At 37.9% G+C, this 22,010-nt stretch carries 23 protein-coding genes; 10 read left to right on the top strand and 13 right to left on the bottom strand.

Translation table 11 applies throughout. The features are described from left to right. Window positions 1-21: 21 nt before the first annotated feature. Window positions 22-810, top strand: coding sequence for an inositol monophosphatase family protein (locus tag PGN18_RS21500; RefSeq protein WP_335321636.1), 789 nt, complete (start codon window positions 22-24; stop codon window positions 808-810). 176 nt (window positions 811-986) lie between these two features. On the opposite strand, the gene PGN18_RS21505 is transcribed toward PGN18_RS21500, so the two are convergent. From PGN18_RS21505 to PGN18_RS21520, 4 genes are all read right to left on the bottom strand, one after another. Then, entirely contained in the window at window positions 987-1,481 is a 495-nt protein-coding gene (locus PGN18_RS21505) for a hypothetical protein (RefSeq protein ID WP_335321637.1), read from the bottom strand. Window positions 1,482-1,505: 24 nt separating this feature from the next. Beyond that, window positions 1,506-2,009: a hypothetical protein gene (locus PGN18_RS21510; protein WP_335321638.1), complete on the bottom strand. Its 504-nt coding sequence runs from the start codon at window positions 2,007-2,009 to the stop codon at window positions 1,506-1,508. Window positions 2,010-2,261: 252 nt separating this feature from the next. Further along, complete coding sequence (locus PGN18_RS21515) at window positions 2,262-2,969, bottom strand: TIGR00730 family Rossman fold protein (RefSeq protein ID WP_090987668.1); 708 nt, start codon at window positions 2,967-2,969, stop codon at window positions 2,262-2,264. 18 nt (window positions 2,970-2,987) lie between these two features. Next, the gene (locus PGN18_RS21520) at window positions 2,988-4,496 is read right to left on the bottom strand and encodes a sodium:solute symporter (RefSeq protein ID WP_335321639.1); all 1,509 of its coding nucleotides are present in this window, start codon (window positions 4,494-4,496) and stop codon (window positions 2,988-2,990) included. Between the two features lie 441 nt (window positions 4,497-4,937). Between PGN18_RS21520 and recR the strand changes: the two genes are divergently transcribed. The 3 genes from recR (at window position 4,938) to PGN18_RS21535 (ending at window position 7,592) form a co-directional block, all read left to right on the top strand. Next, on the top strand, window positions 4,938-5,555 hold the full coding sequence (gene recR / locus PGN18_RS21525; protein ID WP_335321640.1) for a recombination mediator RecR: 618 nt from the start codon (window positions 4,938-4,940) through the stop codon (window positions 5,553-5,555). A 158-nt stretch (window positions 5,556-5,713) separates the two neighbouring features. Next, complete coding sequence (locus PGN18_RS21530) at window positions 5,714-6,532, top strand: SDR family oxidoreductase (RefSeq protein ID WP_335321641.1); 819 nt, start codon at window positions 5,714-5,716, stop codon at window positions 6,530-6,532. Window positions 6,533-6,752: 220 nt separating this feature from the next. Next, complete coding sequence (locus tag PGN18_RS21535; RefSeq protein ID WP_335321642.1) at window positions 6,753-7,592, top strand: alpha/beta hydrolase; 840 nt, start codon at window positions 6,753-6,755, stop codon at window positions 7,590-7,592. Between the two features lie 417 nt (window positions 7,593-8,009). Here PGN18_RS21535 and PGN18_RS21540 read toward each other — a convergent pair whose 3' ends face one another. Beyond that, entirely contained in the window at window positions 8,010-8,951 is a 942-nt protein-coding gene (locus tag PGN18_RS21540; protein WP_335321643.1) for an ion channel, read from the bottom strand. Window positions 8,952-9,335: 384 nt separating this feature from the next. Between PGN18_RS21540 and trpD the strand changes: the two genes are divergently transcribed. From trpD to trpA, 4 genes are all read left to right on the top strand, one after another. Then, window positions 9,336-10,325, top strand: a complete 990-nt coding sequence (trpD, locus tag PGN18_RS21545) for an anthranilate phosphoribosyltransferase (protein WP_335321644.1) — start codon at window positions 9,336-9,338, stop codon at window positions 10,323-10,325. Next, window positions 10,319-10,948 (top strand): phosphoribosylanthranilate isomerase, encoded by a 630-nt coding sequence (locus tag PGN18_RS21550; protein WP_335321645.1) that lies wholly within the window; start codon window positions 10,319-10,321, stop codon window positions 10,946-10,948. The genes trpD and PGN18_RS21550 overlap by 7 nt, the downstream gene beginning before the upstream one ends. A gap of 50 nt (window positions 10,949-10,998) precedes the next feature. After that, on the top strand, window positions 10,999-12,180 hold the full coding sequence (gene trpB / locus PGN18_RS21555; protein WP_335321646.1) for a tryptophan synthase subunit beta: 1,182 nt from the start codon (window positions 10,999-11,001) through the stop codon (window positions 12,178-12,180). A gap of 107 nt (window positions 12,181-12,287) precedes the next feature. Next, window positions 12,288-13,055 (top strand): tryptophan synthase subunit alpha, encoded by a 768-nt coding sequence (gene trpA / locus PGN18_RS21560; RefSeq protein ID WP_335321647.1) that lies wholly within the window; start codon window positions 12,288-12,290, stop codon window positions 13,053-13,055. A gap of 125 nt (window positions 13,056-13,180) precedes the next feature. On the opposite strand, the gene PGN18_RS21565 is transcribed toward trpA, so the two are convergent. From PGN18_RS21565 to PGN18_RS21575, 3 genes are all read right to left on the bottom strand, one after another. Continuing rightward, a complete protein-coding gene (locus PGN18_RS21565) occupies window positions 13,181-13,876 on the bottom strand; it encodes an alpha/beta hydrolase (RefSeq protein ID WP_335321648.1) in 696 nt (231 codons plus the stop codon). Next, window positions 13,876-14,556 (bottom strand): uracil-DNA glycosylase, encoded by a 681-nt coding sequence (gene ung / locus PGN18_RS21570; protein ID WP_335321649.1) that lies wholly within the window; start codon window positions 14,554-14,556, stop codon window positions 13,876-13,878. Before ung ends, PGN18_RS21565 begins: the two co-directional genes overlap by 1 nt. 195 nt (window positions 14,557-14,751) lie before the next feature. Next, a complete protein-coding gene (locus PGN18_RS21575; protein WP_335321650.1) occupies window positions 14,752-15,270 on the bottom strand; it encodes a TlpA family protein disulfide reductase in 519 nt (172 codons plus the stop codon). 113 nt (window positions 15,271-15,383) lie between these two features. On the opposite strand from PGN18_RS21575, the gene PGN18_RS21580 reads away from it, so the two are divergent. Beyond that, on the top strand, window positions 15,384-15,923 hold the full coding sequence (locus PGN18_RS21580; RefSeq protein WP_090496042.1) for a hypothetical protein: 540 nt from the start codon (window positions 15,384-15,386) through the stop codon (window positions 15,921-15,923). 520 nt (window positions 15,924-16,443) lie between these two features. Continuing rightward, window positions 16,444-16,998, top strand: a complete 555-nt coding sequence (locus PGN18_RS21585; RefSeq protein ID WP_335321651.1) for a pyridoxamine 5'-phosphate oxidase family protein — start codon at window positions 16,444-16,446, stop codon at window positions 16,996-16,998. A 151-nt stretch (window positions 16,999-17,149) separates the two neighbouring features. On the opposite strand, the gene PGN18_RS21590 is transcribed toward PGN18_RS21585, so the two are convergent. The 5 genes from PGN18_RS21590 to PGN18_RS21610 all read right to left on the bottom strand — a co-directional run bounded on the left by PGN18_RS21590 (window position 17,150) and on the right by PGN18_RS21610 (window position 21,893). Beyond that, window positions 17,150-17,362, bottom strand: a complete 213-nt coding sequence (locus PGN18_RS21590) for a hypothetical protein (protein WP_335321652.1) — start codon at window positions 17,360-17,362, stop codon at window positions 17,150-17,152. Between the two features lie 133 nt (window positions 17,363-17,495). Further along, a complete protein-coding gene (gene lysS / locus PGN18_RS21595; protein WP_335321653.1) occupies window positions 17,496-19,205 on the bottom strand; it encodes a lysine--tRNA ligase in 1,710 nt (569 codons plus the stop codon). A gap of 59 nt (window positions 19,206-19,264) precedes the next feature. Then, the gene (locus tag PGN18_RS21600) at window positions 19,265-19,621 is read right to left on the bottom strand and encodes a helix-turn-helix domain-containing protein (protein ID WP_335321654.1); all 357 of its coding nucleotides are present in this window, start codon (window positions 19,619-19,621) and stop codon (window positions 19,265-19,267) included. A 4-nt stretch (window positions 19,622-19,625) separates the two neighbouring features. Beyond that, a complete protein-coding gene (locus PGN18_RS21605) occupies window positions 19,626-19,919 on the bottom strand; it encodes a type II toxin-antitoxin system HigB family toxin (RefSeq protein ID WP_335321655.1) in 294 nt (97 codons plus the stop codon). A gap of 60 nt (window positions 19,920-19,979) precedes the next feature. Then, entirely contained in the window at window positions 19,980-21,893 is a 1,914-nt protein-coding gene (locus tag PGN18_RS21610; protein WP_335321656.1) for an AMP-dependent synthetase/ligase, read from the bottom strand. Window positions 21,894-22,010 lie beyond the last annotated feature (117 nt).

Raw genomic sequence — 22,010 nt, forward strand, 5'->3', positions numbered from 1 at the left:
TTGTTCTGTTGTTAAATAGTTATGAATTACGAATTACTATGCAATAAAATCATCTCTGTTGTTAAGCTTACTGGAAATTTCATCCGTAAAGAAGCTATGCAGTTTGATGTTCAGAAAATAGAATATAAAGGATTGAACGATATGGTTTCTTATGTTGATAAAACAGCAGAGCAGAAACTTGTTCAAAACCTGGAAAAGTTAATTCCTGATGCAGGTTTTATCACTGAAGAAAAAACCATTAACCGTATTGGGAAAACCTATACCTGGATCATTGATCCTTTAGATGGTACAACCAATTTTATCCATGGCATTCCTGCCTATGGTATAAGTGTGGCGCTTTATGAAGATGGACTGCCTGTAATAGGAGTGGTTTACGAATTGAACAGAGGCGAAATGTTCTATTCATATAAAGGCGGACCTGCCCTGATGAATAAAAAGGAAATTAAAGTTTCCAGCAATCCTGATTTAAAATCAAGCCTTTTAGCAACAGGTTTTCCATATTATCAGTTTGATAAACAGGAGAAATACTTAAGATTGCTAGCCGAGATGATGCAAAAAAGCCATGGAGTTCGTAGGATTGGTGCAGCGGCGATAGATTTGGTGTATACAGCTTGCGGACGTTTTGATGCATTTTTTGAATATAACCTTCAGCAGTGGGATTTTGCGGCGGGATGTTTCATTGTTCAGCAAGCTGGTGGAGAAGTGTACGATTTCTCCGGAGGTACTGACTATTTTGAGAAAAGAGAAATTTTGGCTACTAATGGTAAACTCACTGTCGAAATGTTAGAAGCGATTAAAAGGCATTTTTAAAGGCTTTCTTCATTTTGATAATGAGAGTAAACGAAGAAGGGTTTTCAAAAATAGAAACAACTGTAGTTAATATTTCTGTGTTCATACAAAGATCATTCATTCGAAAGGCGGTATTTCTGTTATATAGAAGCATTATAACTATTGATTTGAAATAGCTTAGATAATTCACTTATAATCTAAAAAACACTCTTAAGGCAAAAGAGAAGGAATATTATAATGCTAAAGCCGACAAGAAGCCTGGAATAATATTCACGGATAAAAAGTCCACATAAAATGAGTAGATCATCATCTACATTGGTGTGCAATATGCCACTTCCTGTTGAAGCATTGAATAAAATCTGTTTATCGCGATGATTATTTAAAGACCACCGTCTTAACCAGCTGTTTTGAAAACTCCAGTCAAAAGTATCGCCGGAAGCGAATACAACTTTAGCCTGAAAACGAATCCAATCGTAAGTAATGATTGCTAAAACTCCATGCTGATTGTTCAATAACTTCGTTTCAGGTTTAGAAAAACCTTCGCTTTTAAACAGGTAAATACCACATTGCGTAGTAGCGATTGCAGAATTTTTCCATGAAATAAAATTCAGCGAAAACTTTAATAAGCCGTTATTAAATGCTTGATAGTTACTTTCAAATAAACCTTTTCTCCAACTCAGTATCTTTTCCATCTCACAAAGATTTAATTTACATGATTAATGATGACGAAGCGTAGATGTGGTAATCACCGGAACAATACACATCATCAAAAGAAAGGCTTGTCTGTTATAAGCCTGCTTGATAAATAAACCCGCAATTATCAATAATTCATTGTCTGTATCGGAAGATATTGACCCGCTATTACTGCTAGAATGATACATAATGTGTTCATCTTTATAATTGCTTACCGTCCATTGGGATTTCCAGATGCCGGTCGCTTTCCATTCGTACTGTTCTCCGCTATTTAAGCTAATTAGTGCTTTCGATTTCCAGCAGTCGTAATTAATGACCGCAACAACTTCATTTGTTTTACGATCGATTACCTTGGTACTTGATTGCCAGAATCCCTCGTTAACAAACTGATAGTTTTGATCTTCAAACACACCTTCTGCACTTCCCTTCCATATTCCGAAAGTTATGGCTCCCTTTTGCAGCCCATCTACAAAGAGTTTAAAATTACCGCTAAACCAATCGCTATTCCAGTTGATCAATTTTGACATTTTATTTTGTTTTATTTTAGATGCCAGTTGGCTGAAGTTGTTACAATAAATAAGTGCTTATGGTTTGTAAGCACTTTTTTAGTTAGCAGTTTTCAATTAGCAGTTTCAAGTTTACGATTGCAGTTAACCGATTTGAACAATTAACCAGTTTCCAGTTTATAATTACCAGTTTTCGATTGTCAGTTAACTAACTTCAACAATTCATTTCTAACCATCTGTAACTGACCAATGGCTAATGAACTATTGAACCAATTAAAAATTCGGTTTAAGCACATATTTATCGTAGAAACGGAAAATATGTTCTGCGGCTTCCTCTGCCGTATCAACCAATCTAAAAAGGTTTAAATCTTCTTCATGGATATTATGTTCTTTTTGTAACATGGTTCCTTTAATCCAGTCAATTAATCCGCCCCAATAATCAACACCCACCAATACGATTGGGAAACGGGCTATTTTGCCGGTCTGGATCAGGGTTAAGGCTTCAAATAGTTCGTCCATTGTGCCAAATCCCCCTGGTAATACCACGAAACCCTGGCTATATTTCATAAACATGACCTTGCGCACAAAGAAATAATCGAACTCCAGTAACTTATTATGATCGATATATTTATTGTGGAACTGCTCAAATGGTAATTCAATATTTAAACCTACAGATTTCCCGCCATTGGTATGTGCACCTTTGTTACCCGCTTCCATAATACCTGGGCCACCTCCCGTAATTACACCGTAACCTCTATCAGTCAATAACTTACCACACTGTTCGGCCAATTGATAGTATCGGTTTGTTTGAGCAGTACGTGCAGAACCATAAATGGTAACGCATGGACCAATTTTAGCCAATTTTTCAAAGCCGTCCACAAATTCGGCCATGATTTTAAAAATTTGCCAGGAATCGGTTACTTTAATTTCCTGCCAGTCTTTATTTTCAAAAGCACTTCTAATTTTTTCTTCACTCGTCATATAAAATAATGCTAAATATTAAAACCTGGTTTGTGCGTCAGTCTTTTTGCTAATGAACAACAAACCTATAAAAGTGATTAAACCGTTAATTAAAATCAGTTCAACACTAAAAACATATCCACCTAAAATCGCGGAAGAATTGCTTGCAAGCAAGTAACATAAAAAAGGCGATAATAAGCAAACTATCGGGACTAATTTATCGTGGAGACCCCGTTTTTTTACAAACAATCCAAAACTATACAAACCCAAAAGCGGTCCATAGGTGTAAGAGGCGATAGTGAAAATCAAACTTACAACCGATGAACTGTTCAGCGCATTGATCACGATAATCACCATGAACATCAAAATAGAGAAGGCTACGTGTACCGTATGGCGTTTTTTTACAGCATCCTTAGCATTTACATTTTCTTTTTTAGCCATGCCTAAAAAGTCGACACAAAATGAGGTAGTTAAGGCAGTAAGGGCTGAATCGGTTGTAGCAAATGTGGCTGCGGTTAAGCCCAGCATAAAAATAATGGCCGGTACAGCGCCAAGGTTGTTCAGCGCAATTTCGGGGAATAACAAATCTGTACGTGGTTTACCCGTGATGTGATCTAAAGGAATATCAATGCCATTCTTTGCGGCGAAAATGTATAACAATGCGCCTACACTTAAAAAGAAAACATTTAAAATTACAAATACACCAGTAAAGGTGAACATGTTTTTCTGTGCTTCTTTAATGGTACTCATGCTCAGGTTTTTCTGCATCAGATCTTGATCTAAGCCCGTCATGGCAATGGTTACAAAAATACCGCCAATAAACTGTTTACTGAAGTAAAATTTATTGGTTAAGAAATCATTTAAGAAGAATATTTTAGAATAACTGCTGCTTTTTATGGTTTCGAATGCCTGTGGAATGCTAAAATCAAGACTGTTGCAAATAAAATAAATAGTAAGGAAAACCGAAAGCACCAGGAAAAATGTCTGCAAAGTATCCGTTATAATAATGGTTTTCAGTCCGCCTTTAAACGTATAAGACCATATCAAAGCCAACGAAATGAGCACCGTTAACCAGAATGGGATACCATAATTGTCAAATATAAAACGCTGTAAAACAATTACCACAAGGTATAACCTGGTTGCAGACCCTAAAGTTCGACTCAATAAAAATATCGAAGCGGCTGTTTTGTAGCTATAATAACCTAATCTCTTTTCAATGTAACCATAAATAGAGGTTAAGTTCATCCGGTAGTAAAGCGGCAGCAAAACGGTAGCTATAATGATGAAGCCAACCGCGTTACCCAGTACAAATTGGAAATATTGAAACTGGTTTCCGCTGGGAGCACCAACTTCTCCAGGTACCGAAATAAAAGTAACACCAGAAAGCGCGGTTCCAATCATTCCAAAAGCCACTAAGTACCATTTAGAATTTCTGTTGGCAACAAAGAAAGTGCTATTGTCTGAAGATTTTTGAGAGGTTACAAACGAAATGATAATCAGTAGCAGAAAGTAACCAATTAGAAAACATAAGAGAATGGTTGGTGACATAGTTTTGTTTTAAGCTGATAAATGTAAAGAAAACTATCAAATCAAGCAATATTCTTGTTAGTCCGAAGTCGGAAGTCCGGAGTCGGAACTCAAAACGCCTATAACCCATTATCAGATACTTAAATAAATATACAGATGATCAATAAATGTTGTTCAGTTTTCAATTGGAAATTTGCAGTTTCCGTTGGCCATGAACTATTAACCAGTAAACTATTGACCAATGAATCAATATCCAGTTTAGTTGGCAGCTTGCAGTTACCATTTAATATGAATCATCAAGCCATCAACCATGGACCATCAAACCATTGGCCAATAAACCATTGACCATTGACCAATAAACCATCAACAATGAACCGTCAACCATGGACCAATAAACCATCGACCATTTGACCAAAAACCAATGGCTATTGAACAATGAACCTTTTTAGCTATTTTTGTATCATGAATTTTTCATCCAAACTGCTCGAAGATGCGGTAAACGAATTCTCAAAACTTCCTGGTGTAGGGCAAAAAACAGCTTTACGTTTGGTATTACACCTTTTGAACAAGGAGCAGGAGGAGGTAAATCAGTTTGGTAATACGTTTATAAAACTTAAACAACAGATTAAACACTGCAGTACCTGCCATAATATTTCTGATTATACAGTATGTGAAATCTGTACTTCGATAAAACGGGATAAAGAAACCATTTGTGTTGTAGAAGATACCCGGGATGTAATGGCGATTGAAAATACGGGACAATATTTTGGTGTATACCATGTTTTAGGTGGTTTAATTTCGCCAATGGACGGCGTGGGACCCTCTGATCTGTTTATTGATGGTTTGGTGGCCAGGATGGCAGCAGGAGGGATTAAAGAAGTAATTTTGGCTTTAAGTCCCAATATGGAAGGTGATACTACTTTGTTTTATCTCTATAAAAGACTAAAGGAATTTAATGTTCCCGTAACCACCATTGCGCGCGGAATTGCATTTGGAGGCGAACTCGAATATACCGACGAAATTACACTGGGCCGATCGATCATTACTCGGGTGCCTTACGAAACCGCGATGATGAAATAACTCAGTATCAAGTACAAAATAGCAAGTATCGTGACTCATATTATTTGCATACATCTTGATACTTGATACTCACTACTCGATACTCACTACTCGATACTCATTACCCAATACTAAATACTTACTACTAAAATCTTGATACTTAATACCTGCAACTACAAATGAACCTAAAAAATAAAGTTATCATCATCACCGGTGCATCGAGCGGAATTGGAAAAGCCTGTGCCGAAGAATTTGCCAAGCGTGGTGCGAATCTGGTTTTAGCTGCCCGTCAATATGTAACCCTCTGCGAAATTACTGCTGATTTGGAAAAAAAATATGGGATCAGAGCGGTTGCAGTACAAGCTGATGTGAGTAAAGAAACCGATTGCGAACTCATCATCAAACAAACGCTCGTTTCCTTTCAAAAGATTGATATCCTGGTGAACAATGCCGGATTATCAATGCGTGCGCTGTTTAACGATCTGGATTTATCAGTGCTGAAAAACCTGATGGATGTAAACTTTTGGGGAACAGTATACTGTACCAAATATGCTTTGCCAGAGATTTTAAAAACAAAAGGAACAATAGTCGGCGTTTCTTCAATTGCAGGTTACCGTGGTTTGCCGGGCCGTACCGGTTATTCGGCTTCTAAGTTTGCCATGAATGGTTTTATGGAATCTTTACGTACCGAATTGCTTAAAACCGGTGTAAATGTAATGGTGGCCTGTCCGGGCTTTACCGCTTCCAATATCCGGGTGACGGCCTTATCAAAAGATGGTGCTGCGCATGGCGAAACCAGCATGGATGAAGGTAAAATGATGTCGTCAGAAGAAGTGGCAGGCATTATTGCCGATGGTGTTGAACAACGCAAACGTACCCTGATCATGACCGGACAGGGGAAATTAGCCGTTTGGATGAACAAACTTTTTCCGGCTTTTGTAGATAAAAAGGTTTTTGATTTGTTCGCGAAAGAGAAAAATCCGCTGATTAAAGATTAGCGTAAAGTGGTTAGGGGTTAGCGTTTAAAATAAGTGATGTATCGATACCTGATACTCGCATCTTGATACTCTGTTGATTTGAGGGTATTAATGTAAATTAGGTTAGGGTTTAGTGTGTATATAATATCTTGATACTTGATACTCTTGACTTAAATACTACCCAAAAGATCCACCCCCACCCCAATTTCGTTTATTAACCGTTGAGTTGAAAATCCTATTTATGTACAAATCCCTTGTTTTATTGATGCTCTTATTTCAAACGATACTTGCTACTGCGCAGGTTAAAAAGGTAAAAAATATCAATTATGCAGGCAATACCGACGAAGCAAATACGCTGAACATTTTTTACAAAAATGACAGCGTCAAAAATAAACCCGTTTTAATTTTTATTCATGGCGGCTCCTGGAGCAGCGGTAAAAAAGAAACTTATTGGTGGTTGGGTAGGAATTTCGCCCGGAAAGGTGTAGTTACAGTCATCATCAATTATCCTCTGGCACCAAATGTTCAGTATGAAAAAATGGGCTATGATTGTGCTTTGGCCGTAAAGTGGGTACGAGCGCATATAGCCGATTATACAGCGAGTAATGAAAAGATTTTTGTGATGGGACATTCTGCCGGGGCACATCTGGCTGAATTGATTAATGCAGATCCCAAATATTTTAAACAGGCTGGGATAGCAAATCCGATTAAAGGTGTAATTTTGAACGACCCATTTGGTTTGGACCTACACGAATATTTAACTACAGCCGAAAAAGACCATTTTTATTTTGATTTTATCCACACTTTTACCGACCGGCCTGCGGTTTGGAAAGCTGCTTCGCCATTAGCTTATGTGAACAATATTAAAAATCCACATCTACTCTTTTATGGTGGTAAAACCTATGGTGCCATTAAATTACAGACACCGAGGTTATACGAAAAGCTTAAAGCCAACCATATTCCCGTAGAGATAAAAGAAATTAAAGGCAAAAGCCATGTGCCGATGATTAGTCAGATGATTTTTGGAGGGAACCAGTTGTACAAGGATATTTTGGGTTTTATACAAAGTACATCTTTTTAAGATTTGTCAACTTATTCCTTTGGAGGGATGCCAGTAAGGCGGGATGGTATTATCATGAACAACGCTAGCTACCTAAACCTGACAATAGCGGAAATCCTTTTTGTTGTAGCAGCTTTATTTATACAAAGTACATCTTAAGATTTGTCAACTTTCTGGCCTCTTTGCTCTTAAAGTTGATGAATCTGAATCAGTTTTTAATTCCTGTCCGTTTGGAGGGGTGCCTTGTAAGGCGGGGTGGTCCCATTAGCACCGACCCAACCCACGTAAACCCGACATAGAATGGTCGTCATCTCGACTGTAGCGAAGCGGAATGGAGAGATCTATCAAGACAGATTTCTCGACTGCGTTGCACACCCCTCGAAATGACGGTATCGCTATGGAAATAAATATTAATAAGCTAGGCAAATAATAAAATCCTTACACCGCCGGCGTAATTTTATCCAACTTACTATAATCCATTACCATTTTACCTGCCTCGTTATGGTAATACATTTTTTCAAACTTTGCATCCATTTCTATTTCTTCATCCTGATAGCTGGTGCGCGTATGGATGGTTTGCGAAAAAGTATCATCAAAAGCCTTAAGTATAACGAAAACTTCAACCTCTGCCTGTTGAAGTTCTGTCAACGATTTTGCGTAAAAAGGACTTTCTTCGGTAATAGGGTGTACCAAAGTCCAGTTTAAAGACAGGATGCCGATTTTATCGCGTTCCAACGTCAAAGGATAGAACCTGCGCACATTTTTGCCATCTACGGTTTCATTGTACGACATTACCATCTGCACTTCGACCTCAATAAGCTGGTTACGGCGTAAATTAACTAAACGGCACATTAAACCATGACCTTTTTCGTAAGGTGCAATCACCATTTTTTTACTAAAACTCACTTTAGAAGTAGGCCGGCTAAAGCGCCCATACAGTAATCCTGTAGCCAATGCAAATGCCAACAGGCCAAGCATACTTTCGAAAGCAGCTAAAATACTGGTTGTAAATCCCTGTGGAGAAATATGACCATAACCCACCGTAGAAATGGTTTGAGCAGAAAAGAAAAATGCATCAAAAAAATGATCACGAAGAGTAAGACCTTTAGCGCCCTCTAAGTTTTCGATCCCAACAACATTGTACAATACTGCAAATAGGGTATTTACAATGAGGTAGGCTATCAGAATGACAAAGAAAAACCTCGGCCAGCTCATGGTGACCAGGCGGGTGTAGGTATCGTCAAACTTAAACCAGGGCAGGCCGGTACGCTCGATATTTGCTGAACCATCTGGGTTTAGCATGCGCTGGTTTTTGGTAACGGGGTTGGAACCGAAACCGAAATCATCATTAAACTGTACTTTTCTTTTAAAGAAAACCATATATTTTTAGAAAGATTTTGGAATATTAAAAAACAATGTCAATATTTGCTTTATACAAACATGATCATTAAAAACTTAAATAACAATTGGTGGTGGCATAACGAAATTCGTTAGGCAAATTCTATTGTTATATATTTTAAAATATTTTAAACACAATAAAGAGGATTGCCCAAAAAGCAATCCTTTTTTTTATGCCTTCCCCTCCCGTGGAGGGGTGTCCGTAGGACGGGGTGGTGAATAAATAATGGTTTGTTAAGACACAAACCTTGACATAAGATTTTTAAAGCGATCGTCATGCTGATCCGATAGCTATCGGATTTAGTTCAGCATCTACATGAAAGATTCTGAATCAAGTTCAGAATGACGATAAGAGTGATACAAAACATGAAAAAAATATTAAATCATTTATTTGAGAACAAAAGCTTTAGCAGGGAAGAGGCAAAGAACATTTTAATCTCCATCTCAGAGGGCGCATTTAATTCTTCGCAGATTGCCGCATTTATTACCGCTTATGCCATGCGGAATATTACCGTGCAGGAGTTACAGGGTTTTAGGGACGCCATGCTGGATATGTGTGTAAAGGTAGACCTTTCTAATTACGATCTGATTGATCTCTGCGGTACAGGTGGTGATGGGAAAGACACTTTCAACATTTCTACCTTGTCTTCATTTGTGGTAGCAGGGGCAGGACATCATGTAGCCAAACATGGAAATTATGGTGTTTCTTCGGGCTGCGGATCTTCCAATGTAATGGAGTACCTGGGATATAACTTTACCAATGATGAAGCTACTTTAAAACGCAATCTGGATGTGGCAGGCATTTGCTTTTTACATGCACCACTATTTAACCCGGCCATGAAAATTGTAGCTCCTATTCGCAAGGAGTTGGGCGTAAAAACATTTTTTAATATGCTGGGACCAATGGTTAATCCAGGGCAGCCAAAATACCAGATGGTAGGCGTTTTTAGTTTAGAACTGGCTCGTTTATATGCTTATTTATACCAGGATACCGATAAAAGTTACACGATTGTACATGCACTGGAAGGCTATGATGAAGTTTCGTTAACCTGTGATGTGAAAACCTTTTCGAATAAGGGCGAGCAGATTTTAACGCTTGATGATATGGGTTTTGAAAAAGTAGATGTAAATGCCATTAAAGGCGGTGACACGGTAGCATCATCAGCTAAAATATTTATGGATGTACTCAACGGCGAGGCAACAGATGTACAGAATAACGTGGTATTGTGTAATTCTGCATTGGCCATCCGAACCATCAAACCCGAACGCTCATTTGCCGATTGTTATTACGAAGCGGAAGAATCGCTAATGGGTAAAAAAGCTTTAAACAGTTTTAAACAGTTACTGGCATGTTAAAATTAAAGGTTTGCGGCATGCGTTTAGCTGCTAATATTGCTGCGGTGGCAGAACTGCAACCTGATTATTTGGGCTTTATTTTTTATAAAAAATCGCCAAGATTGATCAGTGATGTTTCTGCAGAATTGATTAAATACATTCCTGCTGAAATTAAAACGGTTGGTGTTTTTGTGAACGAGGATATTGAAAAGGTGAAAGAAAAAATAAACACATTGAAGTTAAAGGCTGTTCAGTTACATGGAGGCGAATCTCCAGAATATTGTGAAGCATTAAAATTTAGCTTTCCTGGTGTTGAAGTGATTAAGGCTTTTGGAATAGACGAAGATTTTGATTTTCCGGCTTTGGAAGCTTATTTAGGTACAACTGATTATTTTCTGTTCGATACTAAAACAAAGGAACATGGCGGATCAGGAAAAATATTCAATTGGTCTGTTTTAGACCGATTTACTTATGCTAAACCTTACTTCTTAAGCGGTGGAATTGGTTTGGAGCATACCACAGCCATTAAATGCATCAAAGATGATCGTTTATATGCATTAGATATTAACAGCCGCTTCGAAACTGAACCAGGTTTGAAAGATGCTGAAAAGATTAAAGAATTTATTAAAGAAATGAAGAAATAGATTGTTGTTCATAACCCTTGGTTTAAACCAAGGGGAAAAAGAAAAGAAATATGAAATACAAGGTAAACGAAAAAGGATATTACGGAGATTTCGGCGGTGCGTACATCCCCGAAATGCTTTATCCGAATGTAGAAGAACTGCGTCAAAATTATTTAAAGATCATTGCTGATCCTGATTTCCAAAAGGAGTTTCATCAGCTGTTAAAAGAATACGTAGGGCGTCCTTCGCCTTTATACCTGGCCAAAAGATATTCGGAACGCTACGGTGCCAATATTTTCTTAAAAAGAGAAGATTTAAACCATACCGGCGCGCATAAAATCAACAATACCATCGGACAGATTTTACTGGCTGAAAAGCTCGGTAAAAAAAGGATTATTGCCGAAACTGGTGCTGGTCAACATGGTGTGGCTACAGCCACTGTTTGTGCACTGCGTAACCTGGAATGTGTGATTTACATGGGTGAAGTAGATATTGAACGCCAGGCACCGAATGTGGCCCGTATGAAAATGTTGGGGGCAAAGGTTGTTCCGGCAAGTTCGGGGAGTAAAACTTTAAAAGATGCCACCAATGAAGCCATGCGCGATTGGATCAACAATCCGGTTGATACCCATTACATCATCGGTTCGGTAGTGGGGCCACACCCTTACCCTGATATGGTGGCGATTTTCCAGTCGATCATTTCGGAGGAAACAAAAAAACAATTATTAGAGCAAACTGGCAACGATCAGCCTGATTATGTTTTAGCTTGTGTGGGTGGAGGAAGTAATGCCATGGGCATGTTCTACCACTTTATGGATGATGAAAATGTAAAACTGATCGCTGTTGAAGCGGCAGGAAAAGGTGTTTCGAGCGGATTTTCGGCGGCCACCACTTACCTGGGCAACGAAGGTGTTTTGCATGGCAGCAGAAGTATTTTAATGCAAACGCCGGATGGACAGGTGGTAGAGCCTCATTCGGTTTCTGCAGGATTGGATTATCCTGGCATTGGGCCACAACATGCGCATTTGTTTAAAACAGGCCGCGGGCAATATGTTTCCATTACCGATGATGAAAGTTTGGAAGCAGGTTTATTGTGCACCAAACTGGAAGGTATTATACCAGCCATAGAAAGCGCACATGCCCTGGCTTATTTGGAAAAAATGGAATTTAAAGGTGGCGAAAATGTAGTGGTTTGCCTTTCAGGTCGCGGCGACAAGGATCTGGATACTTATATTAAATATTTTAATCTGTAGAAGAATCGGCATTGCGAGGTACGCAGCAATCCTACTACATTCGCTAGGAGGCTAACCCAAAGCATTAAGATTGCTTCGTACCTCGCAATGACGGAAAAAGAAAAAACATGAACAGAATCAAAAAACTCTTCCAGGAGAAGAAAAATATATTATCAATTTATTATACAGCCGGTTATCCTAACATTGGCGATACCATCCAGATTGCTGAAGCGCTGCAGAAATCAGGTGCTGATATTTTGGAAATCGGCTTTCCTTATTCGGATCCGGTTGCCGACGGACCGGTGATCCAGGCCAGTAGCAAGCAATCTTTAGATCAGGGTATGACGCTTAAGTTACTTTTTGAGCAGCTGAAAGAATTACGCAAAAATGTAACCATCCCCGTTTTGTTAATGGGTTATGTAAATCCAGTTTTGCAGTTTGGCGTAGAAAAATTTTGTGAAGCCTGTGCCGAAGTAGGGGTGGATGGTTGTATCGTTCCCGATTTGCCAATGGTAGAGTATGAGGAGTTTTATAAAGATTGCTTCGAAAAACATCACTTGAGCAACGTATTTTTGATTACGCCTCAAACTGCTGAAGAGCGTATTCGTAAAATAGATGGTTTAACCAATGGATTTATTTATCTGTTATCATCTTCGGCTACAACCGGTAAAAATTTAGAAGTAGGTGATACTACTGAAACTTATTTCAGTAGAATTAAAAATATGAATCTAAAAAATCCAACCATGATCGGTTTCGGGATTAGCGATAAACAAACTTTTGATAAGGCTTGTTCTTATGCCAATGGTGCCATTATTGGTACCGCTTTCGTTAAAGCCATTGCCGATGGAAATTTAGAAGAAAGCGTGGGTAATTTTATGAAGAAATTTAAGGATTAAAATCATATTTTCTTCAGTGATCGTCGTCTTGTGAAGTAGCGCAGTAGAGAATCTGGAAATAGATGTCTCATTAAATGTCTTTCACGAGATGACGATCATAATAAACTATCATTGATACATCTATCTTAGCATTTTCGGTCTAAAAAAGCTTGAAATGATAAGGTGATTCCATTATTCAATATCAATTCATCAATAATCCCGGAAATTTTCCGGGCATGTTGATAAACCATAAAATGCGTTCCGCTTTCGATCACGAAATCAGGAATTGCTTTTTTAGAATAGAGGATTTTGTCATTCGTGCCGTGGATGTGAAAAATCCTTTCCGGTTTAATCTTGTTTTCCCAGCTTAAAATACTTCCGATCGCCCATTTTAAAAAATGAGGGTCAGTATCTTTTATAATCCTGTTCAGTAATATCTTCTCACTGTTGGATTTTGTACCGAAATAATAGTGCTGTGTAAGTTTATTCGATGCTTTTAATAACTTCGCCGGAATTAAATTTAATAGTCTAAGTTTACCTGCAAAACGGTATAATGCAGGGAGATGACCGCTGAGCATCGTGCTGGATATAATAATGGTCGTTACAGGTTTTAACAATTTAGCCATTTCTACTGCAATCATTCCACCAAAAGATACACCTATTAGAGCAAATGGCTTACTCGTATCTATAATCTGGCTTAGCCGTTCAGCGTAAGCTTCAAGTGACTCATTTTTATGAGGATCTATCCAGTCAATGTGGATAATTTTGATTTCTTCACTAAGCGTTAATTTTGAAAAAATCCGTTGATCAGCCCCAAGGCCGCTAATGAAATAAGTATTCATTAGGCTGGTAAGTTCCAGTCAATTGGTTTCAGGTTATTTTGTATCAAGAGCTGGTTTGCTTTCGAAAAATGTCTTGACCCAAAGAAACCAGTGTGAGCAGAAAAAGGTGAGGGGTGGGCGGCTGTTAACACATAATGCTTTTTCTGATCAATTAAAGCGGCTTTTTGCTGTGCATACTTACCCCATAATAAAAATACGATATGCTCGCGTTTTTGAGATAAAGCTTTGATAATTTCATCAGTAAAGATTTCCCAACCACGGTTTTGGTGCGAGCCAGCTTCTGATGCGCGAACGGTTAAAGTGGCATTTAATAGCAGCACACCTTGTTCTGCCCAATGTGTTAAATGGCCATGATTTGGCGTTTTAAAACCTTCAACATCAGTTTCCAGCTCTTTGTATATATTTTTTAAAGAAGGCGGAACGGCTACACCACGTTGTACCGAAAAGGAAAGACCGTGTGCCTGGCCGGCACCATGATAAGGGTCCTGACCCAGAATGACTACTTTTACCTGATCAAACGGGGTCGTATTTAATGCATTAAACATATCCGCTCCTTTAGGATAAATAGTAGCGCCTCGCTGCTTCTCCTCCTGTAAAAAAGACTTTAGTTTAACCATATAGTCTTTTTCAAATTCTTCTTCTAAAACGGCTAACCATCCGGGTTCTAATGCTGCTGACATAATGTTGATGTAAGATGTATAATGTAAAATGGATTTTGGATTGATTTTTAGTAAATAAATTTAGTCGATGTTTCATGGTTTTATAGATCTTGTTTAATAGCTTGGATGTGAATATAGACAGATGCACTATTGACTATCAACCATGAACCATTATGATGAACCATCACAGGATGAGACCTGATTCCACTTAAAAAATTAAGATTTTTTCTTATATATAGCCAATAAATCTCCTTCTAGTGTAGTTTTAGGCCCTTCAATAATCCGTCCCAATTCTTTACCTTTTTTATCAAAAACAATAAAAGTTGGTACCCTTAAGATATCTAAGCCATCCAATATGCCATTTTCGGCCTTTTTGTTTCCATTAACAGCAATAATTTCTACATTTTTTTCTTTAAAGTGCAAAGCATCTAAAATTTTGAAAAAGTTTGGTACGTTCGCTTTGCTATCGCCACACCAGGTTCCTAAAACAATTTTGATTTTTTCGTTCTTGATCAGTTTTTTCAATTCAATCATGGTCGCTGCATCAGGCGCATACCCCGCGTAAAGCGGATCGTACATTTCCTTAAACTCGGGAAAAGTGGTAACGCCCTCTCGTGTACAAGCGTTAATCAATATGTCTTTATTGTGTACTTCGTCGTGTATTTTTTTGTTCAGGTCTTGTGCAGAAACGTTCATCGCAAGTATGATTAAGGTTATGGAGAAGATGGCTTTCATAGTAAACAGGTTTTTTTGAGTTTGTAAATTTTTATTGAAATTATTGTTTTAAAATCTAATTTGTGCCATTTAAACACGATATTTGCAAAAAAAAAATAATTAGAATAACATTTATGCCAAATATCATCAGATTAATTGCGGGGTTTGCTTTACTGGGTGGCGCAGTAGCTTTATTTATTTTCGGTTTCTGGCCATGGGGTATTATTGCCATTTTATTGGGGATAATTGTACTGGTAACTTATTTCTTTAATGAGAACATGCTTTTAGCACAATGGTTTCTTAGAAAAGATAACATGCCCAAAGCAAAAATGTTTTTAGATCGCATTACCAATTATGAAACGCAGCTGATCAAGGTTCAACATGGTTATTATAACTTATTGATCGGCTTGATTGAAAGCAGAACAGCGCCTATGCAGAGTGAGAAATATTTTAAAAAATCGCTTGCATTAGGTATGCAGATGGATCATAACATTGCTTTGGCCAAATTAAGTTTAGCAGGTATTGCTATGGCTAAACGCAACAAACGAGAGGCTACGATGTACCTTGCCGAAGCTAAAAAAGCAGATAAGAATAAATTATTGGCCGATCAGATTAAACAAATGAAAGATCAGATGGGCATGATGGACAAACAGCAGCAAGTCCGTTACAGATAGTATTAATTGTATCGTATACAGAGCCACTTCAGAAATGAGGTGGCTTTTCTATTGTACTAAAATCTTTATGTATTTGGTGTTTTGCAGAGCGCTTTTTTGACAATAATATTTCGGATTAGGAAATGAGCATTCAGGTAATGCTTGGAGGACTGTAGTCCCGCTTTCGCTTATAGTCCTCGCTGGGCTCCGGCTATTCCGCTTAATCGGGTTTAGATGCAGTGGTTTGTGCAACCCTGCAAGCCCACAAATGAAATTCTATCTTTGCTCATAGCTCCCTGCCCGATTTAGGCGTTGGTTGCAGCGATCCCCTGCAGTAATAAGCTGAAAACTGGAGGAACGTTTGTGTTTGTATTGGGACCAAAAAGTCGATCAAATTGATTATCGAGAGCTTTGCGTTATAACTGCTACTAAAAAAACGAAGCGTCTGTACCAACATCAGCTTGGCATACCCTTTCGACGTAGATAAAAAATCAAAACCAAATTCTACTTTTCATTGTAGTTTATATAAAATTTCAAAACTATGGCAACATCACAAGAAGGAAGTACAAACAATACTCAGGAAGAAAATAACATCCAGGATTTGGGCGGTAAAGAAGCTGTTGAAAAGCTGAGAACATTAGCCGAAAAGGCTGAAAGTTGCTTTTTCTGTACTAATATCAAAACAGGTATACCCTTATCGGTAAGACCAATGGCCATTCAGCAGGTTGATGATGAAGGTAATATCTGGTTTATGAGTATGAAAGACAGTCATAAAAATGAAGAAATTTCTGCTGACCCTTTTACCCATTTATTATTCCAGGCAGGTGCACATTCAGGTTTCGTAAATATTTACGGTATTTCAGAAATCAGCAGGGATCAGGCGAAGATAGATGAACTTTGGAGCCCGTTTATTAAAACCTGGTTTCAGGGAGGGAAGGACGACCCGAATATTACACTGATTAAAGTAATTCCATCAGAGGGATATTACTGGGATACTAAACACGGTACAGCTGTTGCATTTTTGAAAATGGCCGCATCTGTAATTACAGGTAAAACGATGGATGATTCAGTAGAAGGAACTTTGGATGTTGATTAGGAAAAACAAAATATCCAAACCGATTAATCGGTTAACTGTGTAAAATAGTTAATCGGTTAATCCAATCGTCATGCTGAATTCATTTCAGCATCTATTTAACGGATCCTGAAATAAATCCGATAGTTATCGGATCAGGGTGACGTATAGGCTATTATTTATCTCCTAAATAATCAAAACCTTCAAAATCTTCTCTTTGAGCTCTTTTGCTTAAAATATCCTCTTCTTCAACCTGTACCCTTGAAAAGAACAAAGCTTCGGCTTGAATTCTTTTTATTAATTGGCGTACCAGTGTTAAGTCAAAAGCATCTTTACTTAATTTAATACAGTATTCTCTTTCGTTGATTTCTAAACTTGATGTATTCATATGGCAAATGATTTTATTTATCGATTGCTGTAAATATAGAAAAGGCTTGCTAAACAATTGTTAGCAAGCCTTTTAAGTTTATGTTATGTTTTTGTTAAAAATCACACTGGCGTTTAACCTGTAGGTTAACAAATTATTTATGCGATAGAAACAGGCCATCGTCTGTTTTGGCAACTTTCAAAATGCCTTTACCAGTTAAGGCTTTTAAAGTAGTGTCCCATTTTTTATTGCTCCAATCTGTCAATTTTGCTTTTATATCCGCTAACAGGTATTGTTCGCCTTCAGCAATTAACGAATATAATTCAGTTTCTTCCGGTGTCATTTCTATTTTCTTTTTCTCCGGACGCATCTGCGGGAAGAATAGAACTTCCTGGATGGTACTTTGGTTAGTCATTAACATCACCAAACGGTCGATACCAATACCCAAACCTGATGTTGGCGGCATGCCATACTCTAAAGCACGTACAAAATCATCATCCATCGCCATAGCTTCATCATCGCCACGCGCAGCTAATTTTAACTGATCTTCCAAACGTTCTTTTTGGTCAATCGGATCGTTTAATTCTGAATAAGCGTTTGCGATCTCTTTACCATTCACAAACAGTTCAAAACGCTCCACCAAGCCTTCGGCAGTACGGTGTTTTTTAGCCAGCGGCGTCATTTCGATAGGGTAATCGGTAATGTAGGTTGGCTGAATTAAATTTGCTTCTACTTTTGCACCGAAAATTTCGTCAATTAATTTACCACGGCCCATGGTATCATCTATTTCGATACCCAGATCTTTACAGGTTTGTGCAATCTCATCCTCAGTCATTGCTGACACATCAATACCTGTATATTTTTGGATCGACTCGTACATGGTTAGTTTTTCATACGGGCCTTCAAAATTAATCTCGTTCGCACCAACTTTTACCAAATGAGAACCCGTTGTGGCAATAGCTACTTTTTCTAGACATTCCTCAACCATTGCCATCATCCAGATATAATCTTTATAGGCAACATAAATCTCCATTGAAGTAAACTCAGGGTTATGGGTACGGTCCATTCCTTCATTGCGGAACATTTTACCAAACTCATACACACCATCAAAACCAGCCACGATTAGTCTTTTTAGATAAAGCTCATTTGCAATGCGCAGATAAAGCGGCATATCTAAGGTGTTATGATGTGTGGCAAACGGACGTGCCGCTGCACCACCATGGATAGGTTGTAGGATAGGAGTTTCCACTTCCATCCAGCCCTGGTTATCGAAATAACTGCGCATGGTATTGATTACCTTGCTACGCTTGATGAAAATCTGTTTGTAGTCAGGATTTACCGTTAAATCTACATAACGCATGCGGTAGCGTAGTTCCGGATTGGTAAATCCGTCATATACGTTTCCTTCATCATCACGTTTTACGATTGGTAGTGGGCGTAATGACTTAGAAAGTACCTTAAATTCAGTAACATGTACAGAAATTTCTCCTGTTTGTGTAGTAAATACATAACCTTTGACACCAATGAAATCACCGATATCCAAAAGTTTTTTAAATACCGTGTTGTATAAGGTTTTATCTTCCCCCGGACAAAGTTCATCACGTTTTAAGTAAATCTGAATTCTGCCGGTCGAGTCCTGTAATTCCGTAAAAGAGGCAGCGCCCATAATATTCCGGCTCATAATTCTACCAGCTAATACTACTGTCTTGTATGCTGTCTTATCTACTTCATAATTGGTTAATATGTCTGCTGCGTAAGCATTTACTTCATAAGCTTCAGCAGGATAGGGTTCAATGCCTAATGCACGTAATTGTTTTAGCGACTCACGTCGTAATTGCTCTTGTTCTGATAATCCTATACTCATTTCGGGTATTTTTTGCAAAAGTAAGAATTTGCAGGCTTTATTTTTGTCTAATGTATAATTTAATATGCTTGGATAAGCACATCTGTAGGTATATTGAAAATTTCATGTAATTGCCTGATCATATCAAGTGATAATTTCCGCTTTCGGTTTAATATTTCGCTTGCACGGCTTTTTAAGCCAACAACTTTGGCTAAGTCGCTTTGTTTATAGCCCATTTGTTCCATTCTAAACTTGATAGCCTCAATTGGGTCTGGAAAGCCGATAGGAAAATGTTTGTCTTCGTAATTTTCAATTAAGATGGCTAATACCTCTAATTCATCACCTTCTATCGAGCCTTTTTTAGCATCGAAAATAACTTCGAGCCTTTCTAAGGCTTGAGTATAATCATTTTGATTTTTTATCGGCTTAATATTCATGTGTTTAGATTTTAGTAGCATCTATTTTGTCATATTCAGCATGAGTTCCAATAAAACGTATCCAGATCATCTGATAATCATAATTGATTTTGATAATCAATCGATAATTATTGCCTTTGATATTAAAAACAATTCTATTATCAGCTAAAATACTTGCACTTGGATAATCACTTTTTATGTCATTTGGTTTTTCCCAGTTGCTATTGCTTGTTTCCTGGTACCAGGATTTCACTTGTTCCTCACAATCTGGATGGTTTTCACAAAAATTACGCAGTATTTTTTTTGCGATTATTCTCACTTATACAGATATTAACAAATATACGTAAAGTTCCCTAAATGGGAAATTTTTTAATTGTTACTATTCCGCTTCCACACCTTCCTCATACATTTCGTCAATTGCTTCGGCATATTTCTTTTCTACAATACGTCGTTTAACTTTCATGGTTGGGGTGATTTCTCCTTCGTCGATATTGAAAGGATTGCGCTTGATCTTAAAGTTTTTGATGCGCTCAAATTTAGCCAGTTCATTGGAAATTTTTTTGATGTCCTGTTCCATCCAATCGATAATTTCGGGATTCTGGATAAAAGTATCGGCTTCTTCAAAAAATGAAGGTTTAAGCTTAAAGGTCTCTTCTAAAGTTTCTCTGTTTGGAATTATGATTGCGGTGATAAATTCGCGTTTATCGCCAATTAAAAACAGCTGATCAATTTTTGGACTCTTTAAATAAATATTTTCTACCGGAGTAGGATAGACGTTTTTGCCATAGGCGTTTACGATCATATTTTTTAAACGATCCGTGATCTGTAGGTTACCTTTATAAAAACGGCCAATATCACCCGTGTGGAACCACATATCCTTATCTATGGCTTCTGCAGTTTCTGCAGGTTTGTTAAAATAACCTTTCATCACGCAATGGCCACGTACAATTACTTCACCTTCTGCACATTCAAATTCCTCGTTAAAAGTATGGTGGGTTTGGATGCTGATCATTTCTTTACTTTCCACATCCTGTATTCCAACTTCAATACCTGGAATAACACGTCCAACGGTACCATATACCTGTCTGTGGTATTCCGTAACCGACATTACCGGTGAAGTTTCGGTTAAGCCAAAACCTTCTAATATTTTAATGCCAAGATCGCCAAAAAACTCACCCACATTTTTAGGGAGTGCAGCCCCGCCCGATATCATGAATTTTAAACGTCCGCCGGTTTTTTCCTTAATCTTACTGAAGACCAGTTGCTCTGCGATTCCTTTTTTAGCCGATAAGATTAGGCCAGGATTTTTGCCAGCTTCTTTTGCAATCCGGTATTTATTGCCCGTTTCTAAAGCCCAGGTAAATATTTTGGCCTTTGTACCTCCGCCTGCAGTTCCACCTTTAATTGCTTTATCGTGTATGCGTTCTAAAAGGCGTGGAACACAGCTCATTACCGTAGGGCGTACTTCTCCCATGTTTTTGGCCAGTAACTCTAAACTTTGTGCAAAGGCAATTTTACAGCCCTGGGCGCAGCAAACATGGTAGGTTGCTGTACGTTCGAACACGTGCGATAGGGGTAAGAAAGAAAGGAAAGTTTCCGTTTGATCGATCACTGGAATTTGTTGCAAACAAACTTCTACGTTTTTTACAAAATTATAATGGGTAAGCATTACACCTTTTGGCGTTCCAGTGGTACCAGAGGTATAAATTAATGAAGAAACATCTTCAGGTAAAACTAAACTTCTACTTTGCTCAATTTCTGCTCTTTCAGCAGCTGTAACTTGGTGTTTAAGCGCTAAGATATCAGAAAACGCGATAACCTCTACATTTACATCTGCGGGAATAGTTACCTTTTCGAAATCCTTGAAAGCTGGAATAATATATTTTAGTGTCTTACAATTTGCTGCTACTTTTAAAACCTTGCGGTAAAGAAAATTATTTCCGACCAAAATTGCCTTTATGCCTGAGTCGTTAATAATATAGGCTACTTCCTGTTCTGAAAGCGTAGGGTAAATCGAAACATTTATTACGCCAATTTGCTGAATACCTTGGTCATAATATACATATTCCGGAGAATTCTCAATCATTAAACCCAGGCGATCGCCTTTTTTGATCCCCTTTTCCAAAAAAAATACAGAAACAGCATCAGCTCTTTTTAAGGTATCCTCATAAGAAATTTCAATCCATTCTGCACCTTGTTTGTGGATTAAAAAGGTTTCCTGCGGTTTGTGAATATTTTTTACAACGTTCCGTAATAAGGTAGGAACAGTTGAAAATTCATTGATTAATGGCATGCTCGTAATTGGTTCGCTGATTATAATTAACAATTATAAGGCTTTTTGGTTTAATAAATGCAACCGTACGTAAACCTATGCTAAAATTAAAATTAAAAATGTAAATTTAAGCTACTA

The sequence above is a fragment of the Pedobacter terrae genome (genome assembly GCF_036946585.1).
Lineage (GTDB): Bacteria > Bacteroidota > Bacteroidia > Sphingobacteriales > Sphingobacteriaceae > Pedobacter > Pedobacter terrae_C.

Coding starts and splice junctions, on each gene's coding strand:
- trpB (WP_335321646.1), top strand. CDS start 10,999: ATGAAATACAAGGTAAACGAAAAAGGATATTACGGAGATTTCGGCGGT.
- lysS (WP_335321653.1), bottom strand. CDS start 19,205: ATGAGTATAGGATTATCAGAACAAGAGCAATTACGACGTGAGTCGCTA.
- recR (WP_335321640.1), top strand. CDS start 4,938: ATGAATTTTTCATCCAAACTGCTCGAAGATGCGGTAAACGAATTCTCA.
- PGN18_RS21520 (WP_335321639.1), bottom strand. CDS start 4,496: ATGTCACCAACCATTCTCTTATGTTTTCTAATTGGTTACTTTCTGCTA.
- PGN18_RS21575 (WP_335321650.1), bottom strand. CDS start 15,270: ATGAAAGCCATCTTCTCCATAACCTTAATCATACTTGCGATGAACGTT.
- PGN18_RS21550 (WP_335321645.1), top strand. CDS start 10,319: ATGTTAAAATTAAAGGTTTGCGGCATGCGTTTAGCTGCTAATATTGCT.
- PGN18_RS21540 (WP_335321643.1), bottom strand. CDS start 8,951: ATGGTTTTCTTTAAAAGAAAAGTACAGTTTAATGATGATTTCGGTTTC.
- PGN18_RS21530 (WP_335321641.1), top strand. CDS start 5,714: ATGAACCTAAAAAATAAAGTTATCATCATCACCGGTGCATCGAGCGGA.
- PGN18_RS21580 (WP_090496042.1), top strand. CDS start 15,384: ATGCCAAATATCATCAGATTAATTGCGGGGTTTGCTTTACTGGGTGGC.
- PGN18_RS21565 (WP_335321648.1), bottom strand. CDS start 13,876: ATGAATACTTATTTCATTAGCGGCCTTGGGGCTGATCAACGGATTTTT.
- ung (WP_335321649.1), bottom strand. CDS start 14,556: ATGTCAGCAGCATTAGAACCCGGATGGTTAGCCGTTTTAGAAGAAGAA.
- trpD (WP_335321644.1), top strand. CDS start 9,336: ATGAAAAAAATATTAAATCATTTATTTGAGAACAAAAGCTTTAGCAGG.
- PGN18_RS21585 (WP_335321651.1), top strand. CDS start 16,444: ATGGCAACATCACAAGAAGGAAGTACAAACAATACTCAGGAAGAAAAT.
- PGN18_RS21515 (WP_090987668.1), bottom strand. CDS start 2,969: ATGACGAGTGAAGAAAAAATTAGAAGTGCTTTTGAAAATAAAGACTGG.
- PGN18_RS21600 (WP_335321654.1), bottom strand. CDS start 19,621: ATGAATATTAAGCCGATAAAAAATCAAAATGATTATACTCAAGCCTTA.
- PGN18_RS21505 (WP_335321637.1), bottom strand. CDS start 1,481: ATGGAAAAGATACTGAGTTGGAGAAAAGGTTTATTTGAAAGTAACTAT.
- trpA (WP_335321647.1), top strand. CDS start 12,288: ATGAACAGAATCAAAAAACTCTTCCAGGAGAAGAAAAATATATTATCA.
- PGN18_RS21535 (WP_335321642.1), top strand. CDS start 6,753: ATGTACAAATCCCTTGTTTTATTGATGCTCTTATTTCAAACGATACTT.
- PGN18_RS21510 (WP_335321638.1), bottom strand. CDS start 2,009: ATGTCAAAATTGATCAACTGGAATAGCGATTGGTTTAGCGGTAATTTT.
- PGN18_RS21610 (WP_335321656.1), bottom strand. CDS start 21,893: ATGCCATTAATCAATGAATTTTCAACTGTTCCTACCTTATTACGGAAC.
- PGN18_RS21500 (WP_335321636.1), top strand. CDS start 22: ATGAATTACGAATTACTATGCAATAAAATCATCTCTGTTGTTAAGCTT.
- PGN18_RS21590 (WP_335321652.1), bottom strand. CDS start 17,362: ATGAATACATCAAGTTTAGAAATCAACGAAAGAGAATACTGTATTAAA.